Consider the following 18,146-nt stretch of genomic DNA (forward strand, 5'->3'; position numbering starts at 1 on the left):
CGGCTCCGATAGTTTCCCCGGGCTTCATCAGGACCTCGGCCCGCGCAGTCTGGCGACTCCGAAGCCCAGTGCGATGGCCGCGCAAAGAAAGACAAGCAGCGTCAGCCAGATCGAGCGCGTGAACGCATAGGTTCCCAGCGCCGCGCCCGATGACAGCGCGACAGCCAGCCATTCGAGCGCCGGGTCGATCCAGCTCCTGGGTTTGCTCTTGCGTTCCTCCGCCTGCCGGGCGTTTCCTTGTTTGCGAGGCGCTCGCTGCCTCGGGTCGGGAAAGATGGCTCTCACCGCCGGCGTGGGCCAGGGGCCGTCCGGCGAGGCGCCGATGCCCGCGAGCTGCCAGACCGGGTCGGTGTCATGGCGCGAGAGGTTGGACATGAGCGCGGCGAGCGCGCCGCTGTCGCTCAGCTTGTCGACGAGGGCCAATTCGGAGCGAAGCCACGGCTCGGCATCGGCGGCATCGGGCAGGCCTTCGGTCCGCAGCAGGATGTGGTCCGCGAAGCCTTGCGCGGTCCAGGCCTCGAAGCCTTCGTAGAGAGGCCTGTATCGCTCGCCGATGGCCGCGACGATGGCTTCGCGCCGCGCAGCGAGCCGCGACAGCGCCGTGGCCTTGTCGGTGACGAGATAGGGATAGGCGGCTTCGGGGCCGTAGTCCTGCAGGCACTCCTCGCGTTCGATGGCGCTGTCTTCGTCATCGATGTCGTAGGCCTCGACGAAGCGTGCGTGGCGGATGTCGCCTTCGCTGAAGAGCGCCCGCCAGAACAGCGGGAAGAAGGCGTTGGCCTCCAGTTCCCCGCCGTGGCCGAAGAAGCCGCGCCACTCGTTGCGGCTGCCTTCGGGCATGCGTGGCAGCTTCGAGCTGGAAAGGTAGACGGGGTGGGACATCTTTTTCTTCTTCGCTCCAGGATGGCCCCGGGAGGGGGCGGGCGCCATCTTACGGGCGGGTGCGCGGATTACGCCCTTGTAATCCGCGCGAAAGGCGCTGGCCGGATGGGCTTTCCAGAATTCGATGCGTCGGTCTGACTTCTTTCTTATTCATTCGCCAATCGTCCATCGCGTCCATCGCCACTTCAAGGAGCATCGAATCATGAAACACGCATTCCTCGCCACCTCCGCCTTCGCAACGCTGCTGGCTTTGTCTGCCACCGGCGCGTCGGCCTCGGGCTCGCACAGCGACGCCATCGGCAAACCCGGCGTGGCCGCCAAGGCGACCCGCACGGTCGAGGTCGACATGACGGACAGCATGCGCTTCACGCCCGCCGACATCACGGTCAAGAAAGGCGAGACCGTGCGCTTCGTCGTGAAGAACTCGGGCAAGCTGAAGCACGAGCTGGTGCTCGGCACCGCGCAGGAACTGAAGTCGCACTACGCCGCGATGATGAAGAACCCCGAGATGGAGCACGCCGAGCCGAACATGGTGACGCTGGCGCCGGGCAAGACGGGCGAAGTCGTCTGGCAGTTCACGAAGGCAGGGAAGGTCGATTTCGGCTGCCTGCAGCCGGGGCACTACGACGCGGGCATGAAGGGTGTGGTGAACGTGGCGCAAGCCGGCCAGTAGTTGGCGGGATAGGGGAATTGGGCGCGTGGCCGGCGGAACTGGATAGGCTCCTTCGCATGAGTCTGCCCACATCGGCCCTTCCTGATCCCCGTCTCCTTCTTCCCGCATTGCCAGTCGGTATGGAGTGGCTCTGCGTGAATCATGGAGAGTCGGGCGACAGCGTCTATCGCCGCAGCGATGCCTCGGTGTTCGCCAAGGTCTCCGTCGGCGGTGTGGAGTCGCTGGCCGGGGAGCGGCTTCGCACCGAGTGGCTCGCGCCTTTCGATCTCGGGTCCGCGAAAGTGCTCGACTGGCATGCGTCGCACGAGGGCGCTTGCCTCGTCATGAGCGCGGTGCCGGGCATACCGGCCAGCGAGCTGCCGGCCGACAAGCTGCTGCGGGCGTGGCCCTCCATGGCGCGGCGGCTCAGGCTGCTGCACGAAGTTCCCGTAGCGGATTGCCCCTTCGCGCGCCCCCTCTCGGCGATGTTCGATCGCGCTGTCGACGTGGTCGGGCGCAATGCGGTCAACAAGGAGTTCCTGGATCCGGACCAGCAGGACATTCCGCCGCCGCAACTTCTGGAAGTCGTGCGCATGCAGATGCCGCAGCGCCTTGCGCAGGAGGCGCGCGATCGTGTCGTGTGCCACGGCGATGCATGCATGCCGAACTTCATGGTCGATCCGCGGACGCTGCGCTGCACGGGGCTCATCGACCTCGGCCGGCTCGGCACCGCCGACCGGTATGTGGATCTCTCGCTCTTTCTTGCGAACGCCCGCGACAGCTGGCGCGGACCCGACGACGAACTTGCCGCGCGCAGGAGCCTGTTCGACACCCTGGAGATCGGCGAGCCCGACGACGCGCGCCTCGACTTCTATCTGCGCCTGGACCCATTGACCTGGGGCTGATGAAACGCGCCTTCGGGTGCGGCGATTGTTTCCACCGCATGAACACCGCGGTTCTTTTTGCTTCGGGTTTTTACCTATCTGCAGGCTCACAATTCATCTCACAGACCAGCCCACGACAAACGAGCAAGCCAGTCTGGATGAACAGGCCCCGAGCGAGGTGGCTGCCCCCGAGAGGGACGGCGCCCCACCCAAGACCGGTTCGAAACCATCCCGTATGCAAAGAACTGAATTGAAGGAATCCAAATGACCGCCTCGAAGCTCCTCTCCGCCATCTCCCTCGCCCTGCTGGCCGCTGCCGGTGCCGCCCATGCCGAAAGCTATGACGGCGTGCATCAGCTGACCTCGGCCGCGAGCCGTGCCGACGTTGCCAGCCAGGCTGTGGTCGCCGCGCGCAGCGGCAACCCGTATGCAGACGGCGCCAACCAAGGTCCCGTGCAACTGATCGCGTCGACCACCAGCCGCGCCGCCGTCCGTGCCGAAGCAGTGGCCGCTGCCCACAGCGAGAACCCGTATGCCGAAGGCGTGACCTCGCGCGTCGCGCCGGTATTGGCCAGCGGCCTCGATCGCTCCACCGTGCGTGCCGCTGCCCGTGCGGCGGCCCGCGGTGACGCACTGCCGCTGTAATCGACCCCAGCGCTGGAAGAAGCGCAAAACAAAAAGCCGGGCCCTGCGAAAGCGGGGCCCGGCTTTTGATTGCTTTGCTGAAAGATGCGTGCTCGCGTGCAATGGTCAGTAGACGCGCTCTTCGATCGGGCCGACGCGATCGGGGTAGAAGGCCACGTAGTCCTTGAGCTGCGAGACCGAGTCGTACGGCGACTCGTAGGTCCACACCGCATTCACCGAACGCTCGCCGCCGGCCGGGATGCTGTAGTAGTTGCACTCGCCCTTGTACGGGCAGTAGGTTGCGTGAGAGGTGCGTTCCAGCAGCGACATCTTCACGTCCTTGCGAGGGAAGTAATGCACGGTGCCGAAATGGGCTTCACGCACTGTCAGCGCCTCGCGGGTATCGGCGACGATGCAGCCATCGACCGACACCACCACGCGCAGCGGGTTCGGTGTGATGGTGATGGGATGGTCGGGGCCGGGGGTCTTGATGGTGCGCTCTGCTGTAGCGAACATGGAAAGCTCCTTAGTCCTCAGGTCAGATCGGGTGACACAAGAATCGGGGGATGCGCATATTGCCGCGACCGGATGTCGATTTGAAGTCCCCCGAAAATCAGCCCATTCCCGACGTGGTTAAAGGCCGAATGCCCGTCAGAAGCGCTCTGCAAGCCTTTCGGCTTCATTTCGCGCCCGGGCCAGAGAGGCCGCGACAGCCTGCGGCGATGCGAGCGTCGGTGCCGCCGCTATCTCGGCAACGTCGTGGATTCCGAGGAAGCCGAGCCAGGCGCGCATATACGGTTTCTGGAAATCCTTATCGTGCGACGGCATGCCTACCGGATAGTCGCCCGCGCTCGAATAAACGAGGGCTGCACGCTTGCCGTGCAGCAGTCCGCTATAGCCTTCCTGGGGCGTCCAAAGCCAGTTCTCGCCGGGCAAGGTAACGATATCGATGTAGTGCTTCAGTATGTAAGGAATGCCGAAGTTCCACATCGGAAGGCTGAAGACGTATTTGTCCGCGGCATTGAAGGCGCGCGCGAACTGCACGGCGCTCTGCCAGCGGCGCCTCTGGTCCTCGGTGGCACTGGTGGAGCGCAGCACCGCGAACTTGGCTTCGATCGTCGTGGCGTCGAAGGCGGGCAGGTCCAGGTCCCAGAGGCGCAATGTCTCGACTTCCACCTCGGGATGCAGCGCCCGATGTTGCTGAAGGAAGTAACGCGCCGTATCCGCGGAGCGCGATCTCTCGCCGGAAGGTGATGCCTCGATGTGCAGGATGCGTGTAGTCACGATTGTGTTTCCTTTCCGCATCACCCATTGACCAGGCGCAGGCCCACGGTGCCGCCGATCACCATTGAGATGCATGCAAGCCGCGCGGCGGAGAGCGCTTCGCCGAAGAAGAGCACGCCCATGAGCACGACGCCCACCGAGCCGATGCCGGTCCAGATCGCGTAGGCCGGCCCCAGCGGCAGGTAGCGCAGCGCCCGTGCCAGCAGGTAGATGCTGAGCAGCGCGGTCAGCACGCCGACCACCGAGGGCACGAGCCGCGACCAGTCTTCCGATTGCTTGAGCGCGGCGGCCATCGCGATCTCGAGCAGGCCCGCTGCCAGCAGAAACATCCAACCCATGAAAAAACTCCTTCGTTGTCGTTGGTTGCTGAAAAGAGGAACCGGATAATTCCGGCCCGGGCACCGAGCTACAAGTACGCACCTTCTGGTAACCTGGGAAATTCAAAGATGCCGTCGAAGAAGAACCTGGATGTGGCAGAGGCGGAGGCAGAAACCGAGGCAGCCTCCGCCGACGTGTGGAGCGCGGACTGCCCCTCGCGCCGCGTCCTGGAACTCATCGCCAACAAGTGGGCGCTGCTGCTGATTCCGCTGCTGCGCGGCAAGCCGCAGCGCAACAACGAACTGCTGCGCAAGGTGGGCGGCATCTCGCAGAAGATGCTCACGCAGACCCTGCGCGACCTGGAGCTCAACGGGCTGGTGCTGCGCGAGGACCACCAGACCGTGCCGCCGCACGTCGATTACAGGCTGAGCCCTCTGGGCCTGTCGCTGAGCAGGACGCTGATCGCGGTCGACCGATGGGCCGAGGCCAATCATGCGCAGATCGATGCCGCGCGGCAGGAGGCGAGAAAGTGAAGATGAAGAACCCGCTCCCCGCCCTTGCCGTCTTTCTGTTCGCCGCCGCTCTCTCGGCGGGCGCATGGGCGCAGCAGCAACAGGCATGGCCCTCGAAGCCGGTGCGCGTGATCGTGCCCGCGCCGGCCGGCAGCTCGCTCGACCTGATCGCCCGCACGCTCGCCGACCGCCTGCGCGTGACGTGGAAGCAGCCCGTGGTGATCGAGACCAAGGCCGGCGCCGGCGGCCTGATCGGCATGGACACCGTGGCCAAGGCGCCGCACGACGGCTACACGCTGGGCATCGGCTTCAACGGGCCGATCGCCTTCGGACCCTACATGTACGCCCGCATGCCCTATGCGCCGGCGCGCGATCTCATCCCGATCGTGCTCACCACCTCGCAGCCCAATGTGCTCGCGGTGCAGGCCGACAACCCCGCGAACACGCTGCCCGAGTTCGTCGAATGGGCGAAGAAGCGCGGCAACAGGTTCAGCTACGCGTCGGTGGGCGCGGGCAGTTCGTCGCACCTCACCATGGAGCTGTTTCGCAGCGCGACGCACATCGAGGCGGTGCACGTGCCGTACTCTGGCTCGCCGCCGGCCGGTCTCTCGCTCGCGGCCGGCGACACGCAGGCGCTGTTCACGGTGGCGCCCGCGCTGCTGCCGCTGATCCAGGGGCAGCGCGTGAAGCTCATCGCCATCACGAGCGCGAAGCGCTCCGAGCTCATGAAAGACCTGCCGACCGTGGCCGAGTCGGGCTACCCCGGATTCGAATCGCTGGCCTGGAACGGCCTTTTCACCGCTGCCGGCACGCCGCCCGAAGTGGTGCAGCGCATCAACGCCGACGTCAATGCCGTGCTGCAGGAGCCCGCGGTGCGCGAACTTCTGGCCAACCAGGGGCTGGTGGCGGGCGGCGGTTCGCCCGAGGAGTTCAGGGCCTTCATCGATGCCGAGGGGCGCAAGTGGGGCGCGATCATCGCGAAGGTCGGCATCCGGCTCGACCAGTGAGCGGCAGGCGAGTCAGGGAAGCCGAAGGTTGATGAGCGACACTCCTGCCCCATACAGCAAGCCCCTTCGAGGAGAGAAGAACATGGAACAGCAGCAACCCGCGACGCAATTCCCGCGCGACATTTACACAGAGCCGGAACCCGATCCGAACACGCTCGCCAACCTGGGCCCGCTCACCGCGCTGGCCGGCATCTGGACCGGCTCGGCCGGCCACGACGTGAGCCCGAAGGAGGACGGCCCCGAGGCCGAGGCCTACATCGAGCACGCGGAGTTCCAGCCCATCGATGCGCAGACCAACGGCCCGCAGATCTTCTACGGCCTGCGCTATCACCTGCGCATCGTCAAGCCCGACGACGTGGAGACCTTCCATGACCAGGTCGGCTACTGGCTCTGGGAGCCCTCCACCGGCGCGCTGATCCAGACGCTCACCATTCCGCGTGGCCTCACCGCCATGGCCACCGGCCGTGCGAAGGCCGATGACCGCAGCTTCAGGCTCGAAGCCGTGCGCGGCAGCGAGAACAACGGCATCGTGGACAACCCCTTTCTGCAGCATGCGTTCAAGACGCTGCGCTACGGCATCGAGGTGACGGTGCACGACGACGGCAGCTGGTCGTACGAGCTCGAAACGGTGCTCGAGGTGCTCGGCAAGCCCGAGCCCTTCAGCCACACCGACCGCAACACGATGCGCAAGATCGGCGAGCCCACGCCGAACCCGACCGCGCTCGCCGCGATGAAGGCGCAGGCGGAGGCCGCGGTGGAGTCGGTGGTGGAAGCCGCAGTGGAGGCGGTGGCGGCGACCGGGAAGGCAACGGACAAGGCGACAGGAACGGGCACCGAGGCTGGCACCGAACCAGCCTGAACCGTTTTCGATTTCTCCTGAGGCGGCGAGCAGCGCTCGCCCGCCTTCAGTCCAGCCGCAGCGACCCGAGCCGCTCCACGATGAGGTCGTGCAGCGTCTGCGCCGCCACCGACAGGCTGCCCTCGCGCCGCTGCACCAGGTAGAGCGTGCGTGTGAGCGAAGGCAGCGGCAGCGGCCGCGTCACCAGCGTTTCGCGCTGGAAGTGGAAGAGCGTGAGCGCGGGCACCACGCTGATGCCCAGGCCGGCTTCGATGAGCCCCATCACCGTGGCGAGGTGTTCCACCTCGAACACCGAGTTCAGCCGCTGCGGATGCAGCGCCGCGTCGAGCGCCTGGCGCACGCTGCTGTTGCGCGTCATCTGGATGAACGGGTGCGGCGCGATCTTCTTCAGCGTCAGGCGCGGTTCGTGCGCGAGCGGGTGGTCGGCGCGGCACACGAGATGGAAGCGGTCGGTGCACAGCCTGCTCGCGCGCAGGTCGCTGTCGGCCGTGCCGCCCGCGCCCGAGGCGGCGAGCGCGAAGTCGGCCTGGCCGCTGCGCACGAGCGCGATGCAGGCGTCCGACAGCGCATCGTCCAGGTCGACGCGGATGCCGGGCCACGCCTGCATGAACTCGGCGAAGACGGCGGGCAGCCAGCCGGCCGCGAGCGAGGGCAGGGCGGCCACGCGCACACGGCCCTTGCGGCGCTCCACGTGATCGGCAAGGTCGTCCATGGCGCTGCCCATGTCGTCGAGCAGCCGGCGAGCCGAGCTTTCGAACAGCCGGCCTTCGGGCGTGAGCTGCACGCTGCGCGTGTCGCGATCGAACAGGCGCGTGCCGACGGCGTCTTCGAGCGTGCGGATCAGCGCGCTGAAGGCGGGCTGCGAGAGATGGCTGCCCTGCGCCGCGCGCGTGAAGTTGCGGTGCTCGGCCAGCGCGAGAAAGGCGCGCAACTGGCGCGTGGAGAGGTCGGGCGTCTTTCGCATGTCTGTCCTGTCTCTGGTGCCGGTAGCTGGCTTCTTATTTGAAAAGCAGATCAATCGATCCGTATTTTCGATTTTACGGATGAGAACACGCTGCCTACAGTGCACGGCGATGAATCCCATAGACACGCCAACGCTGCTGATCGGCTGCGCCGCAGGCTTCTCGGGCGACCGCACCGACGCCGCCGGACCGGTGGTCGACACGCTGATCGCGCGGCTGGCCGCAGGGCCCGAAGGCCGGCGCGCCTTCCTGATCTTCGAGACGCTGGCCGAACGCACGCTCGCGCTGGCCCAGCTGCGCCGGCGCGACAACCCCGAGGCGGGCTACGAGCCGCTGCTCGACCCCATGCTGCGGCCCGTGCTGGCGCGCTGCCTGGCGCACGGCATCCGCATCGTGAGCAACTTCGGCGCAGCGAATCCGCGCGCCGCTGCCCGGCATATCGCACGCATGGCGCGCGAGTTGGGCGCGAGCGCGCCGCGCATCGCGGTGGTGGAGGGCGACGACCTGTCGGGGCCCGAGCATCGCGCGATGTTCCAGGAAGCTTTGGGCGCACGGATGGAAGGCCTGCGCGTGGTCAGCGCCAATGCGTACATCGGTGCCGAGCCCATCGCCGCCGCGCTCGACGCGGGCGCGCAGATCGTGGTGTGCGGCCGCGTGGCCGATCCGTCGCTCACGGTCGGCCCGGCCATGTCGCACTTCGGCTGGCGCGCCGACGACTGGAACAGGCTCGCCCGCGCGACCATGGCGGGCCATCTGCTCGAATGCGGCGCGCAGGTGTGCGGCGGCTACTTCGCCGATCCGGGCTACAAGGACGTGCCCGGCCTGGAGTCCGTCGGGTTCCCCATCGCCGAGATCGACGCCGAAGGCCGCTGCACCATCGGCAAGGCCGACGGCACCGGCGGCCTCGTGAGCGAGGCGACGGTGAAGGAGCAACTGCTCTACGAGGTGCACGACCCGGCCGCCTACCTGACCCCCGACGTGGTCGCCGACATCTCGGAGGCCGAGGTGCACGCGTTCGACGGCATCGAGCGAGTGGCGCTCTCGGGCGTGCGCGGCCATGCGCGGCCTGAGCGCTACAAGGTCAACGTGTGCCATGAAGGCGGCTGGCTGGCCGAGGGCGAGATCTCCTATGCCGGCCCGCGTGCCGAGGCCCGTGCGCGGCTCGCGGCGGAGGTGCTGAGAAAGCGCCTCGACGGCCTCTCGCTGCGCGTGGACCTCATCGGCGCGCTGAGCATCTTCGGCGACGACGCCGGCCGCGCGCTGGCGGACACGCCCGATGCCGGCCTGCGCGACGTGCGCCTGCGCGTCGCGGCCTCGCACACCGAGCGCGCGCAAGCCGAGCGGCTGGCGCGCGAGGTGATGGCGCTCTACACCTGCGGCCCGGCGGGCGGCGGCGGCGTGCGCACCGCGCTCACGCCGCGGCTCAATACGCTGTCGTGCCTGCTGCCGCGCGAGGCGATACCGGTGCGCTTCGAGCTGCTCTCGCAGGAGGAACTGGCATGACGAACACGGCAGACACCATCGAAGTGCCGCTGTACCGCGCCGCCCACGGCCGCACTGGCGACAAGGGCGACCGCTCCAACATCAGCGTCATCGCCTGGCATGCGCAGCTGTATCCCATGCTGGTCGAGCAACTCACGCCCGAGCGCGTGGCGGCGCAGTTCCACCACCGTTCGCCCTCACAGGTGCAGCGCTTCCTGCTGCCGAAGCTCGGTGCGATGAATTTCGTGCTCGACGCGGTGCTCGATGGCGGCGTCAACGACGCGTTGAACCTCGATGCGCACGGCAAGGCGCTTTCCTTCCTGCTGCTCGACATGCCGGTGCGCGTGCCGCGCGAATTCGAGCCGCTGCTGGCGGGGCCGTAGCAAAGACCTTCCCCTTTCTTTTTTCATCTGACCCATACGGAGACAAAACAATGAAGCTGTTCCCCCTCGCCGCGCTGACGGCCGCCATGGTGGTGGCATCGCTGCCTGGCCACGCACAGACTTTCCCCGAGAAGCCCATCACTTTCGTCGTGCCCTTCGCGGCGGGCACCGCCACCGACCAGATCGCGCGCGCGCTCGGCACGCAGATCACCGCCGAAACGAAGCAGGCCGTGGTCATCGACAACAAGGCGGGCGCCAGCGGCTTCATCGCCTCGCAGAGCGTGGCGAAGGCGCCGGCCGACGGCTACACGGTGCTCATCACCACCAACACCACGCACGCCGCCAACGAGCACCTGTTCAAGAAGCTGCCCTATGACCCGGTGAAGGATTTCGCGCCTGTCGCCGCGCTCGGCAAGGGCGGCCAGATCATGGTGGTGAACCCCAGCTTCCCCGCGAAGAGCGTGGCCGAGTTCATCGCGCTCGCCAAGAAGGAGCCGGGCAAGTACAGCTTCGGCAGCGGCAGTTCATCGAGCCGCATGGCGGGCGAGCTGCTGCAGCAGATGGCCGACATCAGGCTGCTGCATGTGCCTTACAAGAGCAACACGCTCGCCGTGACCGACCTGCTGGGCGGGCAGATCAACATGATGATCACCGACACCGCCACCGGCCTGCCGCAGGTCAAGGCCGGCAAGCTGCGCGCGCTGGGCTTCTCCAGCTCCACGCGCTCGGCGCTCGCGCCCGACGTGCCCACCATCGCCGAGGCGGGAGTGAAGGGCTACGAGATGGGCTACTGGTTCGCCGCCTACGCGCCCGCGAAGACGCCGCCGGCCGTGGTCAAGCGGCTCAACGAGCTGCTGGTGAAGGCCGCGAAGAGCGAAGCCGCGAAGACCGCGTTCTACGAGCCGACCGGCACGGAGGTGTTCACCAGCTCGCCCGAGGAACTGGCGAAGTTCCAGGCCGGCGAGTCGCAGAAATGGGGCCGCATCGTGAAGGCGGCCGGCATCGAGGCCGAGTGATCTGACGGCCCGCACGCCGTAGCGGGGATCGGCGCCGCACGCAGACAAAGACCCACAACGAAGGAGACAAACCATGAAACGCTGGAGCCTCGGGGCTGCCACGGTGGCTTCGGCCGCCCTTTTTCTTCTGAGCGCCTGCGGCGGAAGCGGAGGAGGAGGGGGCGGCCTGCTGCTGCCGCCGTCCACCGGCACGCCGCCTGCCACCACGCCGCCCGCGGCCGCCACGGCGCCGAAATACAAGCTCGCCATCACCGCGACGGAAGACGTGGCGGGCACCTTCGGCAGCGTCGGTGCCTACGAGAAGATCACCGGCACCTTCACCGGCGAGGTCGACCCCAAGGACGCGCGCAACGCGATCATCCAGGACCTGCAGCTCGCGCCGCTCAATGCCAACGGCAAGGTCGAGTACACCTCCGACTTCGTGCTCTTCAAGCCCAAGGACATGAGCAAGGCCAGCGGCGTGCTGCGCTACGACGCGCCGAATCGCGGCAACATCGTGAACCTCGATCCGTACTTCGCCTCGCGCGGCTACGTGTTCCTCACGGCCGCATGGCAGGGCGACGTGCCGGCGGCAGCCGGCAAGCTCACGCTGAAGGTGCCCGTCGCGAAGAATGCCGACGGCAGCAGCATCACCGGCACCTACCGCGCCGAACTGCTGCCCACCGCGGCCACCAACGATTCGCTGCCGCTTCCGGGCGGTCCGTTCAACGCGGCGATGCAGGCCTACCCGACCGCCAGCCTGGACAACACGAAGCCCGGCTACGTGCTCACGCGCCGCATCAACGAAGGCGATGCGCGCCAGCTCATTCCCGCGAGCGACTGGAAGTTCGCCAAGTGCAGCGCCGCCACGCCATTCCCGGGCACGCCCGACGAGACGAACGTGTGCCTGAAGGACAAGTGGGACCCGGCCTACCTGTACGAGCTGGTCTACGTCGCGAAGGACCCGAAGGTCATGGGCCTGGGCCTCGCGGCGCTGCGCGACATGATCAGCTTCTTCCACCGCGACGCGAGCGACTCATCCGGCACGGCGAACCCGGTGGCCGCGGCGATCAAGAACACGATCGCCTCCGGCGTCTCGCAGTGCGGCAACTTCATGAAGACCTTCGTGCACCTGGGCTTCAACGAGGACCGCGCGGGCCGGAAGGTGTTCGACGGCGTGTTCGCGCAGATCGCGGCGCGGCAGACCAACATCAACATGCGCTTCTCGATCCCGGGCGGCGGCGGCGGCGTGCGTGCCGACCACACGGCCTTCGGGCAGGCCGGCACGCGCGGGCTCTCGAAGGACTACGTGGACGACGTGGCCCAGCGCCGTGGCGGCATCCTGTCGCGCTGCGAGGCCAGCGGCACCTGCCCGAAGCTCTTCATCGGCTTCAGCGGCACCGAGTTCTACGTGCTGCAGGGCTCGCCGCTGCTGACCGACGCCTGGGGCACCACCGACCTCGTGCAGCCCGCGAACGCCCGCGTCTACTACTACGCGAGCACGCACCATCTGCTGGGCCTGGCCTCGCTGCCGGGCTCGAGCGCCGGCGCGCTCTACGCGACCAACGGCAATGCCGGCGTGATCCCGGTGGTGCGCGCGCTGTACCAGAACCTGGAAGACTGGGTCGTCAAGGGCACGACGCCGCCCGACAGCCAGGTGCCGAAGATCGCCGACGCCACACTCGTGCGGCCGCAGCAGGTCAAGTTCCCGGCCATTCCTGGCGTGAGCTACACGGGCCTGGTCAACAACTACTCGCTGCTCGACTGGGGCCCCAGCTACCGCCCGCAGGACGAGAGCGGCATCGCAACCCAGGTGCCGCCGGCCTACCTGGGCCGCGACTACGCGATCCTGGTGCCGCAGGTGGACACCGACGGCAACGACCTCGCCGGCATCCGCAGCCTCGACGTGGCCGTGCCGCTGGGCACGAACACCGGCTGGAACTACACGGGCGTGCCGGGCCGCATCGACCAGGCGGGCCTGTTCGGCTCGTACTTCCCGTTCGCCAAGACGGCCGCCCTGCGCGGCGCCGATCCGCGCCCCTCGCTGCAGGAGCGCTACACCGACCAGGCCGGCTACGTGGCCGCGGTGACGGCGGCCGCCAACGACCTGGTGGCGAAGCGCTTCATGCTGCGCGTGGATGCCGATGCGGCCATCGCGAACGCGGTGGCGAATCCGGTGCTGCCCTGAGGCTGGCTCAGCCGGCGGTGTGCGCCGCGAAGCCCGTCTTGCCCGGCGCGATGTGCTCGCGCAGGGTGAGCGCGGGGATCTCGTAGTCGCCGGCATTCTGGCGACGGAACGGAATCGGCTCGGCGGTGAAGAGCGTGTCGAGCCGCTCGCCCAGTTCCTGCGTGATGCGCGCATACGCGGCCTGGTCGACCTTGTGGGTACGGTGCACCACGTAGGGCGGCAGCACGTCGAAGCCGGGGTAGTAGAGGATGCCGTGGTGGATCGGGAAGAGCAGGTCGTCCATCGGCCCGTTGATGCCGCGCGGCGCGTAGTGCGAGGCCCAGCCGCCGGTGGTTACGACCAGCATGGCGCGCTTGCCGGCCATGACGCCTTCGCCGAAGCGGTCGCCCCAGTGGGTGTCGGAGTGCTCGCCGACGCCGTATGCGAAGCCGTAGGCGTAGATGCGCTCGATCCAGCCCTTGAGGATGGCGGGCATCGAGTACCACCAAAGCGGGAACTGCAGCACCACCGCGTCGGCCCAGAGCAGCTTTTCCTGCTCGGCGGTGATGTCGGCGGTCTGCGTGCCGGCCTGGAAGGCCTGCTGCGAATCGAGGGCGGGGTCGAAGCGCGCGGCGGTGTCGCGCGCGGGAAAGTCGTCGGCGTCGAGCGCGGGTTTCCAGCGCATGGCATAGAGGTCGGACACGCGCACCGTGTGGCCGGCGGCCGTGAGGCGGTCGACCATGAAGCGGTGCAGTGCGCCGTTGAGCGAGGCGCTTTCCGGATGGGCGAGTACGAGCAGGACGTTCATGATTTCTGGAAGGTTCGAGTGGAGATGCCCTCAGGTTAGGTGTCGTGGCGATATATTGGAAATGAATAGTCTGAATTCCAGGAATTGCCATGAACAATTTCAGCCGCCTCGACCTGAACCTGCTGGTCACGCTCGACACCCTGCTGGCCGAACGCAACGTCACCCGCGCGGCCGAGCGGCTGAACCTGTCGCAGCCCTCGGTGAGCGTGCAGCTCGCCAAGCTGCGGGAGGTATTCGGCGATCCGCTGCTGCTGCCCGCGCAGCGCGGCATGCGGCCCACCGCGCGGGCCGACGAACTGCGCGAGCCGCTGCGCGAAGCGCTGGAGGCGTTGGGCCGCGCGGTGGCGCCGACGCGGCCCTTCGAGCCGGCCGAGGCCAGCACCACCTGGCGCGTCGCCGCGGCCGACTATGCCGAGTCGGCCATCCTGCTGCCGTCGCTGGCCGGGCTGCGCGCCGCGGCGCCGAACACGCGGCTGGCGGTGGTGGAGGCCGTGCCTTCGCGCATGGCGCGGCAGCTGGAGAGCGGCGAGATCGACCTGTTCTTCCACACCAGCGTGGGCGCGCCGCCGGGCCTGCACGCGCGGGTGCTCTTCAACGAGCGCTATGTGCTCGTCGGTCGAGCCGGCCATCCGCGCCTGAAGCGCCGGCCGACGCTGGCCCAGTTCTGCGCGCTGGAGCACGTGGTGGTGTCGCTGGCCGGCGGAGGCTTCGCGGGGCCCACCGACGAGGCGCTGGCCGAGAGGGGCCTGGCGCGCCGCGTGGTGCTGTCGGTGCCGCACTTTCTCTTCATGATGTCGGCGGTGGCCGGCACCGACATGGTCGCGATGCTGCCCGAGCGGCTGGCGCGCAGCGCACCCGGGCTGAGCGTGGTCGAGGCGCCGCTGGAGGTGCCGGGCTACGAAATGGCGATGCTCTGGCACGAGCGCCGGCATCGCGATCCTGCGCACCGGTGGCTGCGCGAGCAGATCGCGTCGAGTCTCTGAGCCGTCAGGCCACGCCCAGGACCCTGCCGGCCCCGGCCGTGCGCTCCAGCGGGAGCCAGAGCACGAAGCGAGTTCCTGCGGCGCCGGCCTCCCAGCTCACGGTGCCCCCGATTTCCTGCGCGCGACGCTGCTGGTTGCGCAGGCCGCGGCCGCCGCGCCGCAGGGCTTCGCTCACGTCGAAGCCGCCGCCGTTGTCTTCGACGATCACGCACACGCCTTCGTCCACAACGGTGGTGCTCACGCAGATGGTGGTCGCGCGCGTGTGGCGCAGCACGTTGGCCACGCACTCCTGCACGATGCGCAGGATGTGCAGCGCGCCATCCGGGTCCAGCCAGTCGAGGGCGGGCACGGGCTGCACTTCCCACTGGAGCGTGATGCCGGCGCTCTCGATGCGCGGCGCGAGGCGGAAACGCATGGTCGCCAGCAGCAGCAGCAGGTCGGCGTCGACGCTTTCCATGGAGTCGATCACCAGCCGCAGGTCTTCCATGCAGCCCTTGAGCACGTGGGAGATCTCGGCCTCCGTCATGGCGCCGCGCTCCACCGAGCGGATCGCGCTGATCAGCGATGAGCCCAGCCCGTCGTGCATGTCCTGCATCAGGCGGCGGCGCTCGGCGCTGAGCATGTGCTGGTTCTCGCTCGCGCGAAGGCGCTGGTAGCTCTGCTCCAGTTCGGCCTCGCGCTCCTTCAGCCGCAGCGCCAGCCCCCGGTTGAGCCGGCCCACCTCGGCGAAGGCGCCGGTGTAGCGCTGGAACATGATGTACGAGAAGACGAAGAACAGGCTGATGATGGCGTAGGGCGACATGTACACGCTCTCCGGGCTCACCAGGTTGTTCTGCAGCAGCCCGTCGTAGGAAGTGAGCGCGAGCGCGAACACCGTCCAGACCGCCACCAGCCGCCCCTCGGTCTGCTGTGTGCCCAGCGACTTGCGCAGGTTGACGGTGAAGATCAGCACCGCCACGGGCAGTACCGCCAGGTTGAGCAGCGGCGTGAACAGGTACAGGCTGACGATCTTCGACGACAGGTGCGGCACCGTCGAGACGCTGCAGGCCACGGCCAGCGTGACCGCGATGCGGGTGAGCCACACCGAGGGCTGCTGGTGCAGGCGCTGCAGGAAGAGGTGGATGAGGATCACCAGCCAGAGCAGGCTGGAGACGGTCATCCATTCGAACCATTCGTCCGAGATCGGTATGTAGCTGCCGCCCGCGTAGTAGTGCAGCGTCCTGAAGAAGGCGAGCGCCGAGATGGCGAAGAACAGCAGGTAGAGCAGCTCGCGCCGACGGCCTACCCAGACCGCGAAAGCGAAGGCGCCGACCGCGAGGAAGGCGGCGCTGCCCATGAAAGGCAACTGCACCTGCAGCAGCTGGCGGATCTGGTAGCGCCAGCTCAGCGACTCTTCGCTGCCCACCCAGACGGTGGAGAAGCCGCTGCCGCTGTTGCGCAGGCGGTCGATGCGGATCAGCACGGTCTTCGGCGGCGGCGTGTCGGCGGTCGGGTTCAGCGGCAGCAGCAGCGGATGGTTGTAGCCGTTGTGGATGGGGCTGCCATGCGACTGGTAGAGCAGGGTGCCGTCGCCGTACACCGCGATGTGGCCCAGTGTCTTCCAGCGCGGGAGATAGAGCAGCTGAGGCTCGCGCACCGAAGCCCTTCCGGACAGGTCGATGCGGTACCAGTCGGTCACGGTGCGTGCGCCGCTGCCTTCGTCGGGCACCAGCTCGCGTCCCACCGTGTGCGGGAGGCTGACCTTCCTCCAGCCCTTTTCGGGCAGCGCCGCTTCCTGCGCGTCGCGCGGAGGCGCGGTGTAGCCGCGGCCCGGCACGGAAAGCAACTCGGCCCGGGTGATGTGGAGGGCCTCGCCGTCCTGGGGCGACTGCCGTGCTGCCGTCTCGGCGGCTTGTGCGCTAGACAGGAGTACCGGCACGGCGGCCAGCAAAAGCTTTGCGATCCGCCTGCCGATTCGCCAACAGCTCTTGCTGCCAAGCCTCATAGATCGCTCTGCCTTGGAAGTCGCTTCTTTGTGATTTGCACCGGCCCGAAATCGCTGCGTTGCGGCTTCGGGCCGTGGAGCCCGGATCCCGCCCTCGCGAGACGGGCGCGATTATGTTCCCCGTCGAATACGCGCGCGATTACGACCTCTAACACGGCCGCGACCCGGGGCGGGCCGCGAGCCGGGGCCGTGCACAACGGGTGCCCGGCGGGGTGTCCGACGGGTGGTGCGCGGCATAGGCCGTCCGTCGAATGCACAGCGACGGCGGCATTGCCTAGCATGGAAAGGACGCCGCTTTCCGCCTCCATTCATCTTCCAGGCCCGCCGATGAAACAGTCCGCCTTCATGGTTCTCGTTGCCCGCCTGGCCGCACGCGCGCTGCTGATCTCGGCTTCCGCAGGCTCCTTCGCCGCCGAGCCGGCCAAGGACAACCCCCTCGTCGGCCGCTACGAAGGCTCGGTGCTCGACGGGTACAAGGCCGCCGCCTACGACGAGGTCGGCCTGATCAAGGAGCCGTTCCAGAACTGGGGCGGCGGCAAGCCCGACCTGCTCAAGGTGGAGGGCAAGGTCACGCTCTATCTATACAGGCTGCCCAAGGAGCGCTCGCTGCTGGAAGTGCAGCGCAACTACGAGTCCAGCCTCAAGGCCAAGGGCTTCGAGATCGTGTTCAGCTGCGGCACCGCCAATGGCTCGTGCTACAAGCCGCGCGACGGCAGCGTGGACACCACCACGCCCTACGACTTCGCGCTGGCCTTCGACCAGCCCGAATGGCCGCGCCTGGGCAGCCGGGGCGACTATGCGCGCAACTATTTCGCAGTGAGCGGGCGCTATCTGCTCGCGCGGAAGACCGGCCCCTCGGGCACCGTCTACGCCAGCATCGCGCTGGCCGAGCACAACGCCGAGGTCGGCAACCATGCCTTCGTGCGCGTGGTGGAGAGCAAGCCGATGGAGGAGAACAAGATCGTGTTCCTCGACGCCACGGCCATGCAGAAGAGCCTGGCGGAGACGGGGCGTGTCAATCTCTACGGCATCCTGTTCGACCTCGACAAGGACGTGATCCGCCCCGAGTCGCAGCCCACCCTCGACGAGATGACCAAGCTGATGCGCAACAACCCGCCGCTGAAGCTCTCGGTGGTCGGCCACACCGACGCGCAGGGCGAGGCGAAGCACAACGACGATCTTTCGAAGCGCCGCGCGCTGGCGGTGATCTCGGTACTCGTGAAGGCCGGCGTCGATCCGCGCCGCTTCACCACCCGCGGCGCGGGCGCCTCGGAGCCGGTGGCGCCCAACGACAGCGAGGCGGGGCGGGCGAAGAACCGCCGGGTGGAACTGATCCGGCTCTGAGCCCGGCCACGGCGGC

19 protein-coding genes are annotated in these 18,146 nt (G+C 67.9%); 12 read left to right on the forward strand and 7 right to left on the reverse strand.

Going from position 1 to position 18,146, the window contains the following annotated elements; genetic code table 11:
• Positions 1-27: 27 nt before the first annotated feature.
• Entirely contained in the window at positions 28-882 is an 855-nt protein-coding gene (locus tag ABL843_RS12640) for a hypothetical protein (protein ID WP_418120097.1), read from the reverse strand.
• 202 nt (positions 883-1,084) lie between these two features.
• Between ABL843_RS12640 and ABL843_RS12645 the strand changes: the two genes are divergently transcribed.
• The 3 genes from ABL843_RS12645 (at position 1,085) to ABL843_RS12655 (ending at position 3,063) form a co-directional block, all read left to right on the forward strand.
• The gene (locus tag ABL843_RS12645) at positions 1,085-1,555 is read left to right on the forward strand and encodes a cupredoxin domain-containing protein (protein ID WP_418120098.1); all 471 of its coding nucleotides are present in this window, start codon (positions 1,085-1,087) and stop codon (positions 1,553-1,555) included.
• A 119-nt stretch (positions 1,556-1,674) separates the two neighbouring features.
• A complete protein-coding gene (locus ABL843_RS12650; protein ID WP_418120099.1) occupies positions 1,675-2,439 on the forward strand; it encodes a phosphotransferase in 765 nt (254 codons plus the stop codon).
• Between the two features lie 243 nt (positions 2,440-2,682).
• The gene (locus ABL843_RS12655; RefSeq protein WP_126020343.1) at positions 2,683-3,063 is read left to right on the forward strand and encodes a helicase SNF2; all 381 of its coding nucleotides are present in this window, start codon (positions 2,683-2,685) and stop codon (positions 3,061-3,063) included.
• Positions 3,064-3,168: 105 nt separating this feature from the next.
• On the opposite strand, the gene ABL843_RS12660 is transcribed toward ABL843_RS12655, so the two are convergent.
• The 3 genes from ABL843_RS12660 to ABL843_RS12670 form a co-directional block, all read right to left on the reverse strand.
• Positions 3,169-3,558: a DUF427 domain-containing protein gene (locus ABL843_RS12660; RefSeq protein WP_126018631.1), complete on the reverse strand. Its 390-nt coding sequence runs from the start codon at positions 3,556-3,558 to the stop codon at positions 3,169-3,171.
• A gap of 135 nt (positions 3,559-3,693) precedes the next feature.
• The gene (locus ABL843_RS12665; RefSeq protein ID WP_418120100.1) at positions 3,694-4,326 is read right to left on the reverse strand and encodes an FMN-dependent NADH-azoreductase; all 633 of its coding nucleotides are present in this window, start codon (positions 4,324-4,326) and stop codon (positions 3,694-3,696) included.
• A 20-nt stretch (positions 4,327-4,346) separates the two neighbouring features.
• Complete coding sequence (locus ABL843_RS12670) at positions 4,347-4,664, reverse strand: DMT family transporter (RefSeq protein WP_418120101.1); 318 nt, start codon at positions 4,662-4,664, stop codon at positions 4,347-4,349.
• Between the two features lie 108 nt (positions 4,665-4,772).
• Here ABL843_RS12670 and ABL843_RS12675 point away from each other — a divergent pair, with 108 nt between their 5' ends.
• The 3 genes from ABL843_RS12675 (at position 4,773) to ABL843_RS12685 (ending at position 7,022) form a co-directional block, all read left to right on the forward strand.
• Entirely contained in the window at positions 4,773-5,177 is a 405-nt protein-coding gene (locus tag ABL843_RS12675) for a winged helix-turn-helix transcriptional regulator (protein ID WP_418120102.1), read from the forward strand.
• A 2-nt stretch (positions 5,178-5,179) separates the two neighbouring features.
• On the forward strand, positions 5,180-6,163 hold the full coding sequence (locus ABL843_RS12680; RefSeq protein ID WP_418120103.1) for a Bug family tripartite tricarboxylate transporter substrate binding protein: 984 nt from the start codon (positions 5,180-5,182) through the stop codon (positions 6,161-6,163).
• Positions 6,164-6,245: 82 nt separating this feature from the next.
• Positions 6,246-7,022, forward strand: coding sequence for an FABP family protein (locus ABL843_RS12685; RefSeq protein ID WP_418120104.1), 777 nt, complete (start codon positions 6,246-6,248; stop codon positions 7,020-7,022).
• A gap of 46 nt (positions 7,023-7,068) precedes the next feature.
• Here ABL843_RS12685 and ABL843_RS12690 read toward each other — a convergent pair whose 3' ends face one another.
• Positions 7,069-7,986, reverse strand: coding sequence for a LysR family transcriptional regulator (locus tag ABL843_RS12690; protein ID WP_369658516.1), 918 nt, complete (start codon positions 7,984-7,986; stop codon positions 7,069-7,071).
• 109 nt (positions 7,987-8,095) lie between these two features.
• Here ABL843_RS12690 and ABL843_RS12695 point away from each other — a divergent pair, with 109 nt between their 5' ends.
• The 4 genes from ABL843_RS12695 (at position 8,096) to ABL843_RS12710 (ending at position 13,032) form a co-directional block, all read left to right on the forward strand.
• On the forward strand, positions 8,096-9,487 hold the full coding sequence (locus tag ABL843_RS12695) for an acyclic terpene utilization AtuA family protein (RefSeq protein WP_184641975.1): 1,392 nt from the start codon (positions 8,096-8,098) through the stop codon (positions 9,485-9,487).
• Positions 9,484-9,849 carry a hypothetical protein gene (locus tag ABL843_RS12700; RefSeq protein WP_184641976.1) on the forward strand — a complete coding sequence of 122 codons (366 nt, stop codon included), beginning with the start codon at positions 9,484-9,486 and terminating at the stop codon, positions 9,847-9,849. The genes ABL843_RS12695 and ABL843_RS12700 overlap by 4 nt, the downstream gene beginning before the upstream one ends.
• 50 nt (positions 9,850-9,899) lie before the next feature.
• A complete protein-coding gene (locus ABL843_RS12705; RefSeq protein WP_126018648.1) occupies positions 9,900-10,865 on the forward strand; it encodes a Bug family tripartite tricarboxylate transporter substrate binding protein in 966 nt (321 codons plus the stop codon).
• 73 nt (positions 10,866-10,938) lie between these two features.
• Positions 10,939-13,032, forward strand: a complete 2,094-nt coding sequence (locus tag ABL843_RS12710; RefSeq protein ID WP_418120105.1) for an alpha/beta hydrolase domain-containing protein — start codon at positions 10,939-10,941, stop codon at positions 13,030-13,032.
• A 7-nt stretch (positions 13,033-13,039) separates the two neighbouring features.
• On the opposite strand, the gene ABL843_RS12715 is transcribed toward ABL843_RS12710, so the two are convergent.
• A complete protein-coding gene (locus ABL843_RS12715; protein ID WP_418120106.1) occupies positions 13,040-13,819 on the reverse strand; it encodes an NAD(P)H-dependent oxidoreductase in 780 nt (259 codons plus the stop codon).
• Between the two features lie 89 nt (positions 13,820-13,908).
• Between ABL843_RS12715 and ABL843_RS12720 the strand changes: the two genes are divergently transcribed.
• Entirely contained in the window at positions 13,909-14,802 is an 894-nt protein-coding gene (locus ABL843_RS12720) for a LysR family transcriptional regulator (RefSeq protein ID WP_369658512.1), read from the forward strand.
• 4 nt (positions 14,803-14,806) lie between these two features.
• On the opposite strand, the gene ABL843_RS12725 is transcribed toward ABL843_RS12720, so the two are convergent.
• A complete protein-coding gene (locus tag ABL843_RS12725) occupies positions 14,807-16,720 on the reverse strand; it encodes an ATP-binding protein (protein WP_418120107.1) in 1,914 nt (637 codons plus the stop codon).
• A 393-nt stretch (positions 16,721-17,113) separates the two neighbouring features.
• Between ABL843_RS12725 and ABL843_RS12730 the strand changes: the two genes are divergently transcribed.
• A complete protein-coding gene (locus tag ABL843_RS12730) occupies positions 17,114-18,130 on the forward strand; it encodes an OmpA family protein (RefSeq protein WP_418120108.1) in 1,017 nt (338 codons plus the stop codon).
• Positions 18,131-18,146 lie beyond the last annotated feature (16 nt).

The organism is Variovorax sp. 350MFTsu5.1 (assembly GCF_048302515.1).
In the GTDB taxonomy this organism is placed as follows: Bacteria; Pseudomonadota; Gammaproteobacteria; order Burkholderiales; family Burkholderiaceae_C; genus Variovorax; species Variovorax guangxiensis.

Bases quoted from the DNA above. Each gene is read 5' to 3' on its own strand.
- ABL843_RS12640 (WP_418120097.1), bottom strand. From the start codon at position 882: ATGTCCCACCCCGTCTACCTTTCCAGCTCGAAGCTGCCACGCATGCCC.
- ABL843_RS12645 (WP_418120098.1), top strand. From the start codon at position 1,085: ATGAAACACGCATTCCTCGCCACCTCCGCCTTCGCAACGCTGCTGGCT.
- ABL843_RS12650 (WP_418120099.1), top strand. From the start codon at position 1,675: ATGGAGTGGCTCTGCGTGAATCATGGAGAGTCGGGCGACAGCGTCTAT.
- ABL843_RS12655 (WP_126020343.1), top strand. From the start codon at position 2,683: ATGACCGCCTCGAAGCTCCTCTCCGCCATCTCCCTCGCCCTGCTGGCC.
- ABL843_RS12660 (WP_126018631.1), bottom strand. From the start codon at position 3,558: ATGTTCGCTACAGCAGAGCGCACCATCAAGACCCCCGGCCCCGACCAT.
- ABL843_RS12670 (WP_418120101.1), bottom strand. From the start codon at position 4,664: ATGGGTTGGATGTTTCTGCTGGCAGCGGGCCTGCTCGAGATCGCGATG.
- ABL843_RS12675 (WP_418120102.1), top strand. From the start codon at position 4,773: ATGCCGTCGAAGAAGAACCTGGATGTGGCAGAGGCGGAGGCAGAAACC.
- ABL843_RS12680 (WP_418120103.1), top strand. From the start codon at position 5,180: ATGAAGAACCCGCTCCCCGCCCTTGCCGTCTTTCTGTTCGCCGCCGCT.
- ABL843_RS12685 (WP_418120104.1), top strand. From the start codon at position 6,246: ATGGAACAGCAGCAACCCGCGACGCAATTCCCGCGCGACATTTACACA.
- ABL843_RS12690 (WP_369658516.1), bottom strand. From the start codon at position 7,986: ATGCGAAAGACGCCCGACCTCTCCACGCGCCAGTTGCGCGCCTTTCTC.
- ABL843_RS12695 (WP_184641975.1), top strand. From the start codon at position 8,096: ATGAATCCCATAGACACGCCAACGCTGCTGATCGGCTGCGCCGCAGGC.
- ABL843_RS12700 (WP_184641976.1), top strand. From the start codon at position 9,484: ATGACGAACACGGCAGACACCATCGAAGTGCCGCTGTACCGCGCCGCC.
- ABL843_RS12705 (WP_126018648.1), top strand. From the start codon at position 9,900: ATGAAGCTGTTCCCCCTCGCCGCGCTGACGGCCGCCATGGTGGTGGCA.
- ABL843_RS12710 (WP_418120105.1), top strand. From the start codon at position 10,939: ATGAAACGCTGGAGCCTCGGGGCTGCCACGGTGGCTTCGGCCGCCCTT.
- ABL843_RS12715 (WP_418120106.1), bottom strand. From the start codon at position 13,819: ATGAACGTCCTGCTCGTACTCGCCCATCCGGAAAGCGCCTCGCTCAAC.
- ABL843_RS12720 (WP_369658512.1), top strand. From the start codon at position 13,909: ATGAACAATTTCAGCCGCCTCGACCTGAACCTGCTGGTCACGCTCGAC.
- ABL843_RS12730 (WP_418120108.1), top strand. From the start codon at position 17,114: ATGAAACAGTCCGCCTTCATGGTTCTCGTTGCCCGCCTGGCCGCACGC.